Genomic DNA, 16500 nt, shown 5'->3' on the forward strand with positions numbered 1-16500 from the left:
TAATAAAAAGGATGATAAGTATGAGCCATTCGTATCCAAACCACTCGTATCCAAGTCATGTCAGAATCGTCGATGTCAGTCCGCGTGATGGACTACAAAACGAGTCAACGACCGTGCCGACTGTGGTTAAGCAAAGGCTTATCAATGACTTGATTGCCGCAGGGGTTAAAAAGCTTGAGGCTACTAGCTTTGTCTCGCCAAAGTGGGTACCGCAAATGGGTGACAATAGCGCGCTGTTAGAAGCACTTGCAGCCACACGCCACAGTGATGTGAGTTATTCGGTATTGGTGCCGAACATGCGCGGTTTTGACAATGCTATCGTCCATCGTCCTGATGAAATCGTCATTTTTGGTTCAGCCAGCGAAACCTTTAGCCAAAAGAATATTAACTGTAGTATTGATGAAAGTATCGAACGCTTTGCGCCCGTTGCGGCTGCAGCAAAAGCGCAAGGTATCAAAGTACGAGGCGTTATCTCTTGCACGGTCGGCTGTCCTTATGAAGGTGAGATTGACCCTAGCCAAGTGGCTTATGTTACTAAGCGTTTGGTTGAGATTGGTGCTGAGCAGATTGGCATTGCTGATACGATTGGTGTTGGTACGCCGCTTAAAGTACAGCGCGCGCTACAGGCTGCATTGGAATATGCTGATATCTCTATGTTATCAGGACATTTTCATGACACTTATGGTCAAGCGTTAGGTAATACCTTGGCTGCCTTACAAATGGGTGTCAGTGAATTTGATACTTCAGTCGCTGGACTCGGTGGTTGTCCATATGCCAAAGGCGCAACAGGCAATGTCGCGACCGAAGATGTGGTGTATATGCTGCATGGTATGGGTATCAGTACTGGTATTGATTTGGATAAATTGGTCGTTGCTGGTGAGCGTATCAGTGAGTTTTTAGGTCGTCCTAATGGCTCAAACGTGGCACGTGCTTTAATTAACAAACGTCAGTCTTAACTAATTTCATTAAGAATATAGTTAGTCATAAGCTAAATGAATAGATAGATAGGTTTATGGCTGGGACAAATTTTTTGAAACCTCTGGAGTGACGAAGTCGCACAGCAAGCGAGGAAAATTTGTCCCAGCTATATCATCTATTTTTAAATTGACACAGCACTAGTAAAAAATTAAACATCAAAATACAAGGAATGGTTATGAGTTTACCTGGATTGAATTTTCAGCTTGGCGAAGATATCGATGCCTTACGTGATATGGTACAACAGTTTGCGGCTAATGAAATAGCCCCACGTGCTGCCGAGATTGACAGTAGCGATGAGTTCCCAATGGATTTGTGGCAAAAGATGGGTGATATTGGTCTACATGGCATCACCGTTCCTGAAGAGTATGGTGGCTCTGACATGGGTTATGTCGCGCATATGGTCGCGATGGAAGAGATTAGCCGTGCTTCTGCCTCTGTGGCACTTAGCTATGGTGCACATTCTAATCTGTGTATCAATCAGCTCAAACGTAACGGCAGTGAAGCACAAAAACAAAAATATCTGCCAAAGCTTATCAGCGGCGAATTCATCGGTGCTCTAGCTATGAGTGAGACAGGCGCTGGCTCAGATGTGGTCAGTATGAAGCTAAAAGCCGAAGAAAAAGATGGCAGTTACGTGTTGAATGGTAGCAAAATGTGGATTACCAATGGTCCTGATGCGGACGTAATGGTAGTTTATGCTAAGACCAATCCGGAATTAGGCGCAAAAGGCATGACTGCTTTTATCGTTGAAAAAGGCATGGAAGGCTTTGGCACGGCGCAAAAGCTCGACAAACTAGGTATGCGCGGTAGTCATACTGGTGAAATGACCTTTAATAATGTTGAAGTACCTAAAGAGAATATCTTAGGCGGCTTAAACGAAGGCGTTAAAGTTTTAATGAGCGGTCTTGATTATGAGCGCGCGGTATTAGCCGCAGGTCCTATCGGTATCATGCAAGCAGTGATGGACAACGTCGTCCCTTACATTCACGACCGTAAGCAATTCGGTCAAGCCATCGGTGAGTTCCAGCTTATCCAAGGTAAAGTTGCAGACATGTATACGATACTGCAAGCAGGTCGTAGTTTCTTATATACGGTCGGGAAAAACCTCGATATGTTGGACGCGCGCGGTGCCGGTCATAGCCGTGAAGTGCGTAAAGATTGTGCTAGTGTGATTTTATGGTGTGCCGAAAAAGCCACATGGATGGCAGGTGAAGGCATTCAAATATTCGGCGGTAATGGCTATACCAACGAGTATCCACTAGGTCGTTACTGGCGCGATGCCAAGCTTTATGAGATTGGCGCGGGTACCAGTGAGATTCGCCGTATGCTAGTCGGTCGTGAGTTGTTTAATGAGACTAAGTAAAAATTACTGAGTGTTCATTAGATATGAAGTTCAAAATAAAATCGATACATTAATATCCTCCTGCTAATGGGCTAAAGGGATGAGCTGTTCGCAGGCGTAACAGAGTCTGCGAATAGCTCATCCCTTTAGCACTCTGTATTGCTCTCAAATCAAATAGACATAAAAAAGCAGGACGTTTTAAGCGTCCTGCTTTTTTAATTTCTAGCTTATAAAATTTTTTCAGTCATCATGCCTGTTTACTATGATCAAAATAGCGCGCCAAGCCATTTAATAATAAATCATCACGCAGGCGCACTGGGCGGTTGACGTGTTGGGCGATAATAGCTGCATCACCGCCAGTCATGATCACTTCAAAGTTGGGATGACGTGTGCTAATCTCGTTAATAGCACCGACGATAGATAGTAGTATCCCGCGATGTACCGCGTCTTGCGTGGTGAGACCTTGGCTGACATTATCAAAAGTACCGTTAGAGATGGTAATTTGCTTGGTCCCAGAAAATAGCGACTCGCGCTGAAGATAAATACTAGGGAAGATATAACCGCCCAAATGCTCAGCATGGTCAATCAAATCAATGGTCACTGCTGTACCACAACCTATCACACATTGACGTTTGGTTCTATCCACCGCGCCGAGCATTTGTAGCCAGCGGTCACAGCCGAGCTGCTCATCATTATAAGCGCTTTTCATCAGCGGATAATTGGCATCGACGTGGACAAATTCAAACGGAATATTAAGGCGACTGAGTGTCTCTGAGACTTTGATATTGAGATCATCACCGAGCACCGATGAAATACCGATAAAGTCAGGGGCATAACGCTCAAAGCGGTCGGTCAAACCCATGAGTAATTCGGCAGGTGCTTGCAAATGCTGCTTGGCATCATGCGAGACTATCTGTCCGATATCATCGGTCAGCCAGTATTTAAGGCGAGTATTGCCGAGATCAAGCCAGAGCATAAAATTCCCTTTAGATAGAGCGCATTAAGTAAATGCTTTAAGCGTTATCAATAACGTCGATGCGTCCGGTAAAAAGCGCAGAAATATTACCGTTATCTTGGCGTAATTGCAAACATCCATGTGTATCAATACCGCAAGCATAGCCAGTGAGTATCTCTGTTTGACCGTTGTGCTCTTGGGTAATACGTAAGCGCCGTCCTGCTAGTGCATCCATTGAGTCAAATTGCTGCAAAAAGCTGTCTAAATTATAGGTTTGACCGGTTGGTTTTTCTAACCCTAAATGCTCAAAGCGTGTCATTGCTGCCACTAATGCTTTGCTCATTTGTTGATAAAGCTCTCGTAGACTTGGCAGCGTACTTGCTGGTTTATCTGGCGCTAGCAGCTGCTCGATATCTTGTAAGCTGATGGCTTGGTAGCTCATACCTTCGCAGGTTTGGGCAGTAAGCTTGGGTATCGCTTGTACGTTTAGTCCCACACCCATCACCACGCCGACCAATTTGCCTGCTTGGGTAACGGGCTCAATTAATATACCAGCAAGTTTGCTAAATGGAGTGATTTGCGTGTCAGATACGGCTCCTTCTATTTTGGAGCACGAGTGGTAAAAGCCCAAATCATTTGCCCATTTTACCCCTATAGGTGTTAAACCTTGGTTAGCTAGTTGTGCATTTAATGTTTGAATAACAGGCATTTTTGCCAGCTCAATACCGATTATTAACGACAATAAACCGCTAATCGGCATATGTACTGGATAGTATAACGATAGATAAACATTGCCACGTGGTGATTGCCATGAGCGCCCGTGTTGTCCACGACCTGCGCTTTGGGTTTCGGCAGTCAGTAAATGCATATCATGGGCATTGAGCGTGCCATCCTGTACCGCTATGATAAGCTCGCTGTTGGTCGAGACGCTGCTAAAAAGGTGCCGATGGTTAAGCTCTGGCAAATGAGTAAGCAGGTGAGACTTAGAGTCGCAGTCAGATAAAGAGTCGAGTGGCAGCATACGTTTTTTCGCTTTGGTTAATAGAGCAAAGGTGATAAATGTGGCAAGGGAAATTTTTGATATACTGAGCGATGGTCACAAATATTCAATACAGAGTAGATAGGATAAAGGTCAATGTGAGATTTGGCAAATGCAATTAAGCGTATGATCAGTAAGTGCTAAAAAGATACAACGATAAAATAATCTAATAAAAAGACGCATGATAAAAGGCTGATTCAATGATGTTATATGTATGGTTTGTGATTGCAGGGGCGTTTGCTGGCGTCAGCGCAGGCTTGTTTGGCGTCGGTGGCGGTATGATTATCGTACCAGCATTGGTGTGGATTTTTGCGGCTTATAATTTTCCTCCTGAAGTGGTGACCCATTTGGCGATTGGCACTTCCTTGGCGACCATCGTTGTGACTTCGATCAGCTCATTAACTGCGCATAATAAACGCGGCGGTGTACGTTGGGAAGTATGGCGCAAGATGGCATTGGGCTTGGTCATCGGTAGTCTGGTTGGTGCCGGTATCGCGGACATGATTGATGGCAAAGTATTGCAAGCGATTATCGGTGTCGGTGCTTTATTGGTCGCTTTAAAGATGTTGTTCTTCTCCAATAAAGAGCAGTTGGGCAAACCATTACCGTCGGCTGGTGTACAGTTTAGCGCCGGTACGGGCATTGGTATGGCGTCCTCTATCTTTGGTATTGGCGGCGGTAGCTTGACCGTGCCATTTTTAAACTGGGCAGGGCTACCGATGAAGCAATCGGTCGGTACGTCTGCCGCTTGTGGTTTACCTATTGCATTGGCTGGCGCAGCAGGGTTTGCATGGTTTGGTCAAGATGTGGTTAATATGCCCGAAGGTACGATAGGCTTTGTCCATATCACAGGATTCTTATGTATTTCCGTTGCTAGCTTTGCGATGGCAAAGGTCGGTGCCAAACTTGCCCATGTATTGCCTGCGCTCACGCTTAAGCGAGCTTTTGGCATATTATTGTTATTTGCCGGTGGGCAGTTATTGTTAAGTGGGATTGGGTTGATTTAATTTAGGTTTAGCGAAATATTGATTAATAATGAATTGAGGGTTTAACATGGCTATTGTTGATTTATTTCATAAAAGGCAGAAGAAGCTTCGAGGTGAATATCCTAACGTTTACCAATACGATGAATTACCACGCGCGCTTAAAGTTCAAATAGTTCACTTATGGGATGAAACAATAGAAGAGGACTATTCTGGCGGTGATTGGAATCCTAGTAGCTTAAATCGTGAACATTTGAAAAAATGCTACAAGAGTCTATGCAAAGAGATAGGTGTATTTAAACTAAATGAAGAAGACAGTGATAATGAAATTTATATCACCTACTTTGAAAGTATTTCTAACTATTTTTTAAGTGAAGACAATATTGAGCAAGCTCTAAGTGTTATAGAGTTGATGATGCAAATTATTTCAAGCTTCGCTAGAGAATATAGGTATAAAGTTTCTATAAACGTTGATGAAGCTATCAATGAATTGAACCAACGTTTTCGTGAACATGGCATAGGTTATCAATACGAGAATGGTCAAATCATTAGAGTAGATTCTGAGTTTATCCATGCTGAAGCTGTTAAGCCAGCTTTACAGCTACTAAGTAATCCAATGTATAAAGGTGCACAAGAAGAATTTTTAAAAGCTCACGAACATTATCGTCATAGTCGTTACGATGCTGCTCTAACAGATTGTCTTAAAGCTTTTGAAAGTACAATGAAAATTATAATTCATAAGAGAAGTTGGGTATGTGATAACAATGCAGCTTCAAAGAAGCTTATTGATTGTTGCTTAGCTAATGAATTGATACCAAAGTTTTGGACAGATCAATTTAATTCATTAAGCAATATGCTTACTTCAAGTATAGGTACACCTCGAAACAAATTGAGTGGTCATGGTAAAGGTAATGATGACATAGAAGTTCCTGAACACCTTATTCAGTATGTTTTACACATGACAGCCTCTACCATTGTATTTTTGATCAAAGCAGATGAAAGCTTGAAATGATTACTTCCTATCAATCGCATCGAGCCCCAAACGCATCCATTTTCTTGCCAGCTCATCATGGTCAGTGAGCATATTCCACAGCGCATCTTCACTAAAGATAGAGTATTCTTTACCTGAGTATTCAATTGGCAGATCTGCTTCACGATCCGCCATCCATTGTGGATTAAGATAATAATCTTTCAACTCGTTTAGCAATGCTTCAGCTTGCAAAAACTGCTGTTGCGCTTTGAGCTGCTGGCGGTATAGTGCGCACCATTGCTCATATTTTTGCTGCAATTCTTGCGGATTATAGTTAGTCATTTTAATTCTCTTGATTTTTAGTGTTTAAATTAATGATATTGACTTTAAGCCATATTATAGCGTCCCTCATAAACCCTAAAAATTTAGCACAATTTGAGGTAGAATAGCCGCCTGTTTTCGCCATATTTACTGATTATTCATGCGTCTAAAATCTCTCAAGCTGGCAGGCTTTAAATCCTTTGCCAATCCTACCACTTTTACCTTCCGCCATGGCATCACCGCCATTGTCGGGCCAAATGGCTGCGGCAAATCCAACGTCATCGATGCCATTCGCTGGGTGCTGGGTGAGACCTCTGCCAAGCAATTACGCGGCGGGGCGATGAGTGACGTTATCTTTGCTGGTACGCAAGATAAAGCCGCCAAAAGTGCCGCCAGCGTTGAGCTGACTTTTGAGCATACGCAAGATGAGCAGACGGGTATTCGCCATGAGTTTAATTTATATCAAGAGTTATCCGTTCGCCGTCAGGTAAATTTAGAAGGGCGCTCAGATTATTTTATCAATGGCACGCGCTGCCGTCGTCGTGATGTGGTCGATGTATTCTTGGGTACGGGTCTTGGCGCGCGCAGTTATGCTGTCATCGAGCAGGGTATGATTGGGCGTATTGTTGAATCTAGCCCACTGCAGCTACGTGAATTTATCGAAGAAGCGGCAGGGGTTTCGCGCTATCAAGCGCGCCGTGAAGAGACGCAAAAGAAGTTAGAAAAAACTAAAGATAATTTGGCACGTCTGCATGATATGCAAAGCGAGCTTATTAGCCAACAAAAACGCTTGTCTAAACAAGCAGCCAGTGCTGAGCGTTATGAAGAGCTGGCGTTAACGCTTGCTGATATTAAACAACAACTTGCCATTCAACAATTATATCAAGCCAAACATAATCAGCAGCAGCAGAAAATCGCTCATGAGCGTAGTGCCACTGAGGTTGCAACCTTACAAGCCGACTATGAGACTCTAAAAGCTAAACAAGATAAGCTTGCTGCCCATATCAATCAGGAGCAGTGGCTCAAAGACGATGCCCAAAGCAGCCATTATCAACAGCAGCTAAGCTACCAACAAGCAGAGCACCAGCTCAGTGATGCAAAGTCACAGCTGACCACCATTGAGCAGCAACTTGCCAGTTTAGAGCAGCAGCGTCAGCAAGCAGTCGATGAAATTGAGCGCTTAAAATCTGATGAAGTTGATCAGCAGAAGGTGCTACAAGAGTTGCGTCCGAAGCTTATTGAATTAACGAATAGACGTGAAGCGCATAAACGCAACGAGCAACCGTTGCAGCGCGCCTACCATGACGCGCAAAATCAGCTGTCACGCCTGCAAGATAATGCGCGCTCGCTTGAACAGCAGCAAGCCATTAATAACCAAGCGCAAAAACGGCAGCAGAAAAATCATGATAAGTGGCAGCGCCGCCAGCAAAATTGGCAAAATCTCTGGCAGCAATTACAACAGTCTGTATCTCTAAATAATAGTGCTGACGAGCAAGAGCCAGCTGAGGCGAACAATTTACAGCACACATTAGACACGCAAGTGACTGAGCTAAATAAACAGCTGCAACAAATTGAGCGTCAACAAGATAGCGTTGATGAACGTCTGTCAGAGCTACAACCGCAAGCGCATGATTTACAGCAGCGTTTGAACACGCAGCAGCGCGAGTTAAGTGAATTTGAAAAGCGTCATGCCGTATTGGCAAGTGAGTACGATACCCTACACCAGATATTGCATCCTAAACCTATTCCAAAATCGCAACCGCTTGTTCATGCAAAAACTGCTGATGTAGTAAAAACCGACTTAGAAAATCAAGTGTTAAATAATTATAATGACTTAGCCATTACCACCTTGCGCGAGCAGATTGAGCTAAGCGAGAAAGGCAAACAACATGCGCAACTACTCGATAGCGTATTGGCGTTGTGGTTGGATAGTCATGTATTGATTGATACAGCATCTAATCAACAACACACCAGAGGTTTTCAAGAAGCGAAAAGTTTATGGCAAGCGCTTGAATACGATTTGGATAGTCTGTTTATTTATCAAATGGCACAAAACCAGCTTATTACTAATGAAGATAAATCGACAATAGGTAGCGGTCACAGCTTATGGTTATCTACAAAGCAAAATGAGGCAAATACAAAACCATTTATCAGTAAATTGCCAGATACTCTAAGTGATAAAGTACTACCTCTATCAGAGCTGATTAGCGCGCCGAACTTAGCGCTTTGGCAGGAATGCTATTTATATATTGCGCAACCTGAGACAAATAATAAGCAAACGTTAGAAGTGCTTGCTGAGATTTTAAAAGCATTGCCGCCAGCAGCCATTTTGCTAACTCTTGATGGCTGGCTTATCAGTCGTCAGGGGACGATTAATCTAAGCAAGTTTGCTGGCGCGCAAAATGGGCAAAATGGTAGCAATAGTCAATTTTTAACTCAGCGTTTACAGCAGCGCAGCCGTCTGCAAGTGTTAGAAGAGTTGCTTGATGAGTTTGAAGCCAAAATCCAAAATCAGCGAAAGGCTATTGCTAATAACCAGCGTAACTATGATGCACTGACGGTCAGCTTAGAAGAAACCCGTGCGCAAGCTGAGCAATTGACCCGTGACCAGCATAAATATCAGCAGCAGCTCACCACTCAACGCGCTAATGCTGAGCGCCTACAAGCAGATAGCCAACGCTTAAGCGCTGATAAAATAGCCCTTGAGCAAGAGCAGCAAGAGCTTAAGCAAGAACAACAAACGCTTAATAATGAGCTACAGGACATCCAAAGCGAAATAGCGGCGCTAACGCCACAAATCACCGATGCTCGAGCGACAACGCAGCAATTACAAGCTGAGCGCAGTGAGTTAAGTCGCACCCGTCAGGCAGACGATGATGATTGGCAAGCATTGCAGCTGCGTATCCAGCAGAGCGAGATACGTGTAGAACATGGCGTAAGCAGCCTTGGGCGTGTGACCGAGCAACACGATAAGTCACTGCAAAGCGAGAAAATTTTACAGACAAATTATGAACAGCAGCAAAATAAGCTGCCAGCCCTGCAAGCAGCCCTGCAAACAGTGCAAACGGCGCGTGATGAGCAGCAGACGTTATTAACAGGGCGCGAGACAGCATTAACGGCACTTAAGCAAGAGTATAATCAGCAGCAGGTCGAGCTAGATATCCTGCAACATACATTGCAAGCTCAGCAAAGCGCGCTTGCCCATCACTCGACCGAGTTGGCACTAAGCGCGGCGAGGTTAGAGGATGCTAGCAGCCATACGCAAGAAGCGCTAGATGTGTACTCTAATGCGAGTCATAAATATAAAGCGCAGTCGGATATATCTCAGCAGCCACAGCATCAGCAACAAGTGATGAGTGTCTCAAACTTATTGGCAGACTTTATCGCTCATGATCGCCGTGTGCGTCCAGACAAAATCGCAGAATTAGAATCTGAGCGTAATAAGCTTGAGCAGCAATTAAGCAAAATTGGCGCAGTTAATCTCGCCGCGGTGGCAGAATTGGCTGAGGTTAATGAACGTTTAGAGCCACTGGCGCAGCAGACAGCGGACATTGCTGCCAGTATGCAGACGTTGACCGAAGCGATTGCCTCTATTGACGAGACGACCAAGACACTATTTATGCAGACACTGGATGCGGTCAATAACGAGCTTGCCAGCTTATTTGCCAAAGTCTTTGGTGGCGGACAAGCAAGCTTAACGCTAAATACTGAGGATATGCCTGCTAATGCGCCAAAATCAGAACAGTGGCGGGCAGGGTTGACTTTGATGGCACAGCCAAAAGGTAAGCGTAATAGTCGATTAGCCGTGTTATCAGGCGGTGAAAAAACCCTGACAGCGCTGAGCTTAATTTTTGCGATATTTAAGCAGCATCCTGCACCATTTTGCGTGCTTGATGAGGTTGATGCGCCGCTTGATGATGCTAATGTCGCTCGTTTTACCAGTCTCATTCATGAATTAGCAGACGATTTGCAGTTTATCTTTATTAGTCATAATAAATTAACCATGCAAATTGCTGATGAATTAAAAGGTGTTACCATGCCAAGCGCAGGGATTTCTACCTTGGTCAGCGTATCGCTCGATGAAGCAGCACTTTATATTGCTGAATAGCAAAAATAGTGATAACTGACAGCGATTGTCAGTGGTATAGTTAGGGGTCAGGGCAGAAGGTCACGCAAGTGTGTCAGCCTCACGGTAAACGATGACTATATGGTGACGATGTTAATTAGCCATGCTAGACTATTGCCATTTATTCCCTCTTATGTATTCTCTCTTGTCGTAGATTAGGATTATTTCTCATGACCGCTATTCAGTTTATATTGATCGCCATTGCTGCATTGATTGTGCTTGCCGGGCTAATTATGGTCATGCGTAGCTTTAAGCGTCGCAAAAATGCAGAAGCTGCCGCGGTCAATTATGATAAAAACGGTATTCCTATCATACCGCGTCATGAGCGCAATATCGTCGACCAGCCAGATTTAGATGACACGATCGCTGGCGAAACCAGTATCACGCCTGACCGCAGTTATCTGAATGCAGTCGTTGAAGATGCACCTTTGAGCCAAGCGCGTCAGCAAGACGATGTACAGTTGATGTCTGGATACGATAATGTTAGTAGCGATGTAAACGATAGCTATAGCCAAGTAAATGATGAAGATTATGCGCGCTGGCAGGCAGAGCAGCATAACGATAATAGCGAATTTACCTCTGCTGCTGAGCAAATGAATATCGAACAAGAGCCTGATGCGTTTTCAAGCTTGGTATCGGCAACCGACAGCCTGATGCCATCTATTGATACGGCAGAAGAGCCAAGTTTCAATGATAATAGCCCGATACTTGATCAGCATTTATCAGAGCCAGTCGATGATACGCAAAATGCACCACTTATCAATGCCAAAGACAATATCAATATCACCATCTTGCCGCACCAATATCGTGACCGTCCAGCAGCGTTGATTCGCGGTCGTGATTTATTGGCATTGATCGATAAATATGGTCTGCGTTATGGCGCGATGAATATGTTCCATCGCTATGAGCAAAAAGACGGCACCGGTATGCTATGGTTTAGTATGATGGGCATCACCGATAGTGGTATCGCGCCTTTTGATCCGCATAGCGTGGCGACCAATAACTATAACGGCGTGGTGGTCTTCTTATCGTTGCCGCATCCTCAAGCGCTGCGCAGTTTCGACAGTATGATGAGCATCGCTTATATGATGGCAAGCGATTTGGACGCTGTGATGCTAGATGAAGAGAACGACCCAATCACGCCTGAATACAAGCAACAGCTACGCAACCAAGTGCGCGATTATGAAGGTTGATCGCTACCAAAGTTGATTAAAATTGATAAATAGTATCAGTATTGAAAAAGGCAAATAGCGATGACGTTATTTGCCTTTTTACTTTTGCAAACCATTCATTTCCATTAAAAGTTTATCCGAGTATCTTGCAAACTTGTTATCATATCGACATCTTGAATTGCAAAAAAAAGACGCCGACTATGACTGACCCTATCGCACCGCTTACCTCTAAAGACATCAATACTGCAAAATCTGCAGCAAACGAAGATGCTATCGTGGCTCAAATGCGCACGTTTATTGATGCCCTCAAGCAGCACAATTATGCCTATTATGTGCTCGACAATCCCATCTTAGAAGACAGCGAATACGATCAGTTGCGTCGCTCTTTATTGGAGCTTGAAGAACAGTATCCCGATTTGGTACAGCCAGACAGCCCAATCAATCAAGTCGGCGATATGCCGCTATCGGCATTTACGCAAGTCACTCATGATATTCCTATGCTGTCGCTTGGCAACGTCTTTGAATACGATGATTTGCGTGATTTTATGCGCCGTGTTAATGACCGCTTAAGCGTGGCTCAGCAAAGCCCTGAATACGAGATGGAGCTAAAGCTAGATGGCTTGGCGGTATCGCTCAAATATGCTTATGGTAAGTTTGTCCAAGCGGTGACACGCGGTGATGGACAAACGGGCGAGGATATTACCCAAAATGCCAAAACCATTCGCAATTTGCCACTTTGGCTCGCGGCTGCAAGCGAGATTCCATTATTAGAAGTGCGCGGTGAGGTGCTGATGCCAAAGGCAGGTTTTGAGCGTTTGAACCGCCTTGCTGAAGAAAAGGGTGATAAAACTTTTGCCAATCCACGCAATGCTGCCGCTGGAAGTTTAAGACAACTTGATCCCGCCATTGCCGCCAGCCGTCCGCTCGCGTTTTATTGCTATTCTGTCAATCAAGGGTTACCTGAGCATATCAAAACCCAATCAGCAGCGCTTGCATGGCTAAAAACCATTGGCTTTACCGTCAGTGCGGTCGAAGTAGTGCAAAATCCACGCGAGTCTCAAGCCTATTATGAATCGGTAAAGGAGACACGTGGCGAGCTGCCGTTTGAGATTGATGGCATGGTGATTAAGGTCAATAGCTTGGCGTTGCAGCAGCAGCTTGGTTTTTTATCGCGTGAGCCGCGCTGGGCAACCGCTTATAAATTCCCTGCCGAAACTGTCATGACACGCTTGCATACTATCGAGTGGCAAGTCGGACGCACCGGTGCCATTACGCCCGTTGGTAAACTAGAACCTGTGAAAGTCGGCGGCGTCACCGTCAGTAATGTCACGCTGCATAACTTTGGTGAGATTCAGCGATTGGATGTGCGTGCAGGCGATATGGTCAGCGTCCATCGTGCAGGGGATGTGATACCTAAAGTCACCCGCGTTTGGACAGATCAGCGTCCAGAAAACTCTGAACCCGTTAAGTTGCCATCGACTTGCCCAGTATGCGACTCGCCAGTGGTGCTGCCCAAAGATGAAGCATTGGCGCGTTGCACCGGTGGGCTATTTTGTCCCGCGCAGCAGGTCGAGGCGCTCATTCACTTTGTCTCGCGTCGGGCGATGGATATCGATGGCTTAGGCGCAAGTTGGCTGATTAGCTTTTTTGAGCACGGTTTGGTCAAGACCGTTGCCGATATCTATCAGTTGCACAATCATCAAGACGAGCTGATTACGCTTGAGAAGCTGGGCGAAAAATCAGTACAAAACATCCTCAGCGCTATCGAAGCCAGTAAGCATACGACACTCGCGCGCTTTATCTATGCGCTGGGTATTCGCGGTGTCGGTGAGACGACGGCGCAGAATTTAGCGCAGCAATTTGGTGACCTTGATAGCTTGATGGCTGCTGATATCGATAAGCTATTGCAAACGCCTGATGTCGGCGCGATCACTGCTGAACTTGCTTATAAATTCTTCCGCGCACCGCACAATATCGAAGTGATTAATTCGTTGCTTGAAGCTGGCGTGCACTGGGATAAGGTTGAGCAAGTCGCATCAGAAGGATTGCCGCTCGATGGGCAAACATGGGTCATCACCGGTGCGCTCGATAGTATGGCGCGTGATGAAGCCAAAGCTAAGCTGCAAGCACTCGGTGCAAAAGTCTCAGGCGGTATCTCGGCAAAAACCACCGCGCTGCTGGCAGGGGATAAAGCTGGCTCAAAGATGGCAAAGGCAGAGAAGTTGGGCGTGAAAGTGGTGGGTGAGGAAGAGTTTTTGAAGTTGGTTGGGGAGTAGGATAAAACATGAAATGTTATAGAAGTTTTAGTTATAATGACATTTGTTTGATAAAATAGAGCGACGTATAAATATGAATTTTTTAGAAGTTGATAAATTAATTATATTTATTTTGTTTATTGTGCCTGGGTTTATTGCAATAAAAACTTATAATTTTTTATATCCATCAAACATTAAATTTTCTGAGCAGGTAGTTGATGCTGTTTCTTATAGCTCAATAAATTATGCATTATGGATAGTACCTAGTTTTTACACGTACAAATATTACATGAATATAGGTAGTTTCTTTGTTCTTGGTGCACTAGCTGTCGTAGTATTGTTCATTTCGCCTGTTGGCTTGGCATTTTTCTGGAAATGGATAAGAGGGGTTAAGTATTTTCAGAAATTTGCTGTACATCCAATAGGAAAGCCATGGGATTACTACTTTGCCAAAAAGAAAACTGGCTGGGTAATAGTTAATATGAACAGTGGTAAAAAATTGGGTGGCTCTTATGGAGTTGATTCATTTTCGTCAAGCTACCCTCATGAAGAGCAAATTTATATAGATGAAGAATGGGTTATAAATGCAGATGGTGGTTTCGAAAGGATTGTAGAGCAAAGTGCAGGTATCATAATTTTCTTAAAAGATGCTGAGTCTGTATCATTCTATTATAGTGGAGATGAACTAAATGACGACTGAGATTAACAAAGATCGAGTTGTTAAACGTATTATCGATAAGGGTTATCAGCCGAGTGATGAGGGTTATAAACCTGAGCCTCATAGACCTGGGCATAGGCCTTCAACATCTGAAAGTAAGCCTAAAAATCCTCCTAAGAAGCGTTGATAATATATTAAATAGTACATGCGCACTATTTAATAAGAATTACACTGTAGAAGCACAACGTAATAAGACATGACAGCAACTGTCCTAGTAAACTATTTTTTGTGAAATTAGAGGGTTCTCAAATGAGTAATAAAATTAACGATGATAAAATAAAAAGCTGTTTTATTGGGGATGGCTATCAACCAAGTGATATAGGTAATAAGCCTAATGGCAGGCCTCAAACTGGGCATACACCTGAGCGTTCTGAAGCTAAACCTGTAAATCCACCTAAAAAGCGCTGATTATATTATTGAGTTAGCGTAGGGTGCGCCCAGCGCACCTAGAAAAAAACTACTCTAATTTATCTGAAAAACTCTCTGAAAAACCAATTGACTCATTACCCCAGTCTTCCGCATAAACACCTTGCTTCACATAACGATGAAAGCTCGAATATGGCCAGTCTACTACATTTTTAACTAACCCATGCTTAACAGGATTATAGTGCAAATAATCCATATGCCTTATGAAGTCTGCTTCGTCTTTTATTTCATGTTCATAAAATCGACGTTGCCAAATACCTCTTTCGCTTCTTTTAATTTTTGAACGGCTTAACACATCTATTGGTAAATGATATTGCGGACAGGCTTGGGTGGTTAATCGTTTTATCTGCGACCAACGCATACTATAATTAGCATCGTCAGTAGGCATTTTCCAAATACAGTGTAGATGGTCGGGTAGTTGTACCCATGCAATGATTTTAAAAGGATATTGTTGTTGAACTTGTTTGATGCTTTTTTTAAAGGCTTTTAAGAAGTCATCTTCACACAGTATTTTTCTTCGATCGTATGACACCAAAGTAAAAAAGTAGGTAGCACCTTTCGTGTATGAACGAATGTATTGTGACATTTATATTTACCGTATGAATTTTAATACTCTATAGGTGCGCAGGGCGCACCCTACAAATTAAATTACTCCACTACCTCTCCATGCGCCTTCGCTTCACCTTTTTTACCATCTGGCTGTATCACGATAGGCAATACCAATCCTTTCGCAAAGTCATCAGACAGCACATAATCATAGCTACTGGCAGCGACATCAGGCGTGGTATGAATGATGAGTTTCATCTCATTGCCATCGGTTAGCTCATGTGAAACATAGCTTTCACTTAGCTGATCCAACGCTTTAGATAGTGCTTCATTACTTGCCATGCTCACTGTTAGATTATGCTGAGCCGTCGTATTATCCACCTTGAAATACTCTGCATAATCACGGACATTTTGGCTATCAAGCGCAAACGGATATTGATAATTAGCGAGATCGGCTGGCTTTTCGCCGCTATCCATGACTGACCAATCTATCGTATTTGCTACCGCTGAACCCGTTGTCGATACTGATGTATCCGTTTTTTTAGCCGTAGTCTCCGCACTATTATCGCAGCCTGTCAGCGCCCACATACTGACAGTCGTAATGATGAGCATGGTTATAAGACGCTTTGGCATCGAGGTATCCTCTTTATGATAAGTTATGAGATGTTT

The 16500-nt window shown here is 44.0% G+C and carries 14 protein-coding genes; 9 read left to right on the forward strand and 5 right to left on the reverse strand.

All coding sequences use genetic code 11. The features are described from left to right. The first annotated feature begins 20 nt into the window (after positions 1 to 20). Both H0262_RS02240 and H0262_RS02245 read left to right on the forward strand, forming a co-directional pair. Positions 21 to 956, forward strand: a complete 936-nt coding sequence (locus H0262_RS02240) for a hydroxymethylglutaryl-CoA lyase (RefSeq protein ID WP_181209539.1) — start codon at positions 21 to 23, stop codon at positions 954 to 956. A 197-nt stretch (positions 957 to 1153) separates the two neighbouring features. Further along, positions 1154 to 2341 (forward strand): isovaleryl-CoA dehydrogenase, encoded by a 1188-nt coding sequence (locus H0262_RS02245; RefSeq protein WP_181209540.1) that lies wholly within the window; start codon positions 1154 to 1156, stop codon positions 2339 to 2341. Positions 2342 to 2567: 226 nt separating this feature from the next. Here H0262_RS02245 and H0262_RS02250 read toward each other — a convergent pair whose 3' ends face one another. Together H0262_RS02250 and H0262_RS02255 are read right to left on the reverse strand one after the other, a co-directional pair. Next, positions 2568 to 3296, reverse strand: coding sequence for a pantothenate kinase (locus H0262_RS02250; RefSeq protein ID WP_181209541.1), 729 nt, complete (start codon positions 3294 to 3296; stop codon positions 2568 to 2570). Between the two features lie 37 nt (positions 3297 to 3333). Next, positions 3334 to 4296: a biotin--[acetyl-CoA-carboxylase] ligase gene (locus H0262_RS02255; RefSeq protein ID WP_181209542.1), complete on the reverse strand. Its 963-nt coding sequence runs from the start codon at positions 4294 to 4296 to the stop codon at positions 3334 to 3336. 221 nt (positions 4297 to 4517) lie between these two features. On the opposite strand from H0262_RS02255, the gene H0262_RS02260 reads away from it, so the two are divergent. Then, a complete protein-coding gene (locus H0262_RS02260) occupies positions 4518 to 5321 on the forward strand; it encodes a sulfite exporter TauE/SafE family protein (RefSeq protein ID WP_181209606.1) in 804 nt (267 codons plus the stop codon). Between the two features lie 46 nt (positions 5322 to 5367). Next, positions 5368 to 6309 carry an STM4504/CBY_0614 family protein gene (locus H0262_RS02265; RefSeq protein WP_181209543.1) on the forward strand — a complete coding sequence of 314 codons (942 nt, stop codon included), beginning with the start codon at positions 5368 to 5370 and terminating at the stop codon, positions 6307 to 6309. On the opposite strand, the gene H0262_RS02270 is transcribed toward H0262_RS02265, so the two are convergent. Further along, on the reverse strand, positions 6310 to 6609 hold the full coding sequence (locus tag H0262_RS02270) for a DUF4298 domain-containing protein (protein ID WP_181209544.1): 300 nt from the start codon (positions 6607 to 6609) through the stop codon (positions 6310 to 6312). A gap of 139 nt (positions 6610 to 6748) precedes the next feature. Between H0262_RS02270 and H0262_RS02275 the strand changes: the two genes are divergently transcribed. The 5 genes from H0262_RS02275 (at position 6749) to H0262_RS02295 (ending at position 15267) form a co-directional block, all read left to right on the forward strand. After that, positions 6749 to 10696, forward strand: coding sequence for an AAA family ATPase (locus tag H0262_RS02275; RefSeq protein WP_181209545.1), 3948 nt, complete (start codon positions 6749 to 6751; stop codon positions 10694 to 10696). A 188-nt stretch (positions 10697 to 10884) separates the two neighbouring features. Beyond that, on the forward strand, positions 10885 to 11907 hold the full coding sequence (locus tag H0262_RS02280) for a cell division protein ZipA C-terminal FtsZ-binding domain-containing protein (RefSeq protein ID WP_149408849.1): 1023 nt from the start codon (positions 10885 to 10887) through the stop codon (positions 11905 to 11907). Positions 11908 to 12086: 179 nt separating this feature from the next. Beyond that, positions 12087 to 14162, forward strand: coding sequence for an NAD-dependent DNA ligase LigA (gene ligA, locus H0262_RS02285; protein WP_181209546.1), 2076 nt, complete (start codon positions 12087 to 12089; stop codon positions 14160 to 14162). A 73-nt stretch (positions 14163 to 14235) separates the two neighbouring features. Further along, complete coding sequence (locus tag H0262_RS02290; protein ID WP_181209547.1) at positions 14236 to 14841, forward strand: DUF6338 family protein; 606 nt, start codon at positions 14236 to 14238, stop codon at positions 14839 to 14841. Between the two features lie 267 nt (positions 14842 to 15108). Continuing rightward, on the forward strand, positions 15109 to 15267 hold the full coding sequence (locus tag H0262_RS02295) for a hypothetical protein (RefSeq protein WP_181209548.1): 159 nt from the start codon (positions 15109 to 15111) through the stop codon (positions 15265 to 15267). Positions 15268 to 15316: 49 nt separating this feature from the next. Here the strand turns inward: H0262_RS02295 and H0262_RS02300 are convergent, their stop codons facing one another. Together H0262_RS02300 and H0262_RS02305 are read right to left on the reverse strand one after the other, a co-directional pair. Next, positions 15317 to 15871 (reverse strand): REP-associated tyrosine transposase, encoded by a 555-nt coding sequence (locus tag H0262_RS02300; protein WP_181209549.1) that lies wholly within the window; start codon positions 15869 to 15871, stop codon positions 15317 to 15319. A gap of 62 nt (positions 15872 to 15933) precedes the next feature. Beyond that, positions 15934 to 16464: a hypothetical protein gene (locus H0262_RS02305; RefSeq protein ID WP_181209550.1), complete on the reverse strand. Its 531-nt coding sequence runs from the start codon at positions 16462 to 16464 to the stop codon at positions 15934 to 15936. Positions 16465 to 16500: the final 36 nt, after the last annotated feature.

Origin of the sequence: Psychrobacter sp. D2 (assembly GCF_013608135.1) — a bacterium.
GTDB classification, from domain to species: Bacteria; Pseudomonadota; Gammaproteobacteria; order Pseudomonadales; family Moraxellaceae; genus Psychrobacter; species Psychrobacter cryohalolentis.

Bases quoted from the DNA above. Each gene is read 5' to 3' on its own strand.
- H0262_RS02250 (WP_181209541.1), bottom strand. From the start codon at position 3,296: ATGCTCTGGCTTGATCTCGGCAATACTCGCCTTAAATACTGGCTGACC.
- H0262_RS02245 (WP_181209540.1), top strand. From the start codon at position 1,154: ATGAGTTTACCTGGATTGAATTTTCAGCTTGGCGAAGATATCGATGCC.
- H0262_RS02305 (WP_181209550.1), bottom strand. From the start codon at position 16,464: ATGCCAAAGCGTCTTATAACCATGCTCATCATTACGACTGTCAGTATG.
- H0262_RS02260 (WP_181209606.1), top strand. From the start codon at position 4,518: ATGTTATATGTATGGTTTGTGATTGCAGGGGCGTTTGCTGGCGTCAGC.
- ligA (WP_181209546.1), top strand. From the start codon at position 12,087: ATGACTGACCCTATCGCACCGCTTACCTCTAAAGACATCAATACTGCA.
- H0262_RS02300 (WP_181209549.1), bottom strand. From the start codon at position 15,871: ATGTCACAATACATTCGTTCATACACGAAAGGTGCTACCTACTTTTTT.
- H0262_RS02275 (WP_181209545.1), top strand. From the start codon at position 6,749: ATGCGTCTAAAATCTCTCAAGCTGGCAGGCTTTAAATCCTTTGCCAAT.
- H0262_RS02240 (WP_181209539.1), top strand. From the start codon at position 21: ATGAGCCATTCGTATCCAAACCACTCGTATCCAAGTCATGTCAGAATC.
- H0262_RS02280 (WP_149408849.1), top strand. From the start codon at position 10,885: ATGACCGCTATTCAGTTTATATTGATCGCCATTGCTGCATTGATTGTG.
- H0262_RS02295 (WP_181209548.1), top strand. From the start codon at position 15,109: ATGAGTAATAAAATTAACGATGATAAAATAAAAAGCTGTTTTATTGGG.
- H0262_RS02270 (WP_181209544.1), bottom strand. From the start codon at position 6,609: ATGACTAACTATAATCCGCAAGAATTGCAGCAAAAATATGAGCAATGG.
- H0262_RS02290 (WP_181209547.1), top strand. From the start codon at position 14,236: ATGAATTTTTTAGAAGTTGATAAATTAATTATATTTATTTTGTTTATT.
- H0262_RS02265 (WP_181209543.1), top strand. From the start codon at position 5,368: ATGGCTATTGTTGATTTATTTCATAAAAGGCAGAAGAAGCTTCGAGGT.
- H0262_RS02255 (WP_181209542.1), bottom strand. From the start codon at position 4,296: ATGCTGCCACTCGACTCTTTATCTGACTGCGACTCTAAGTCTCACCTG.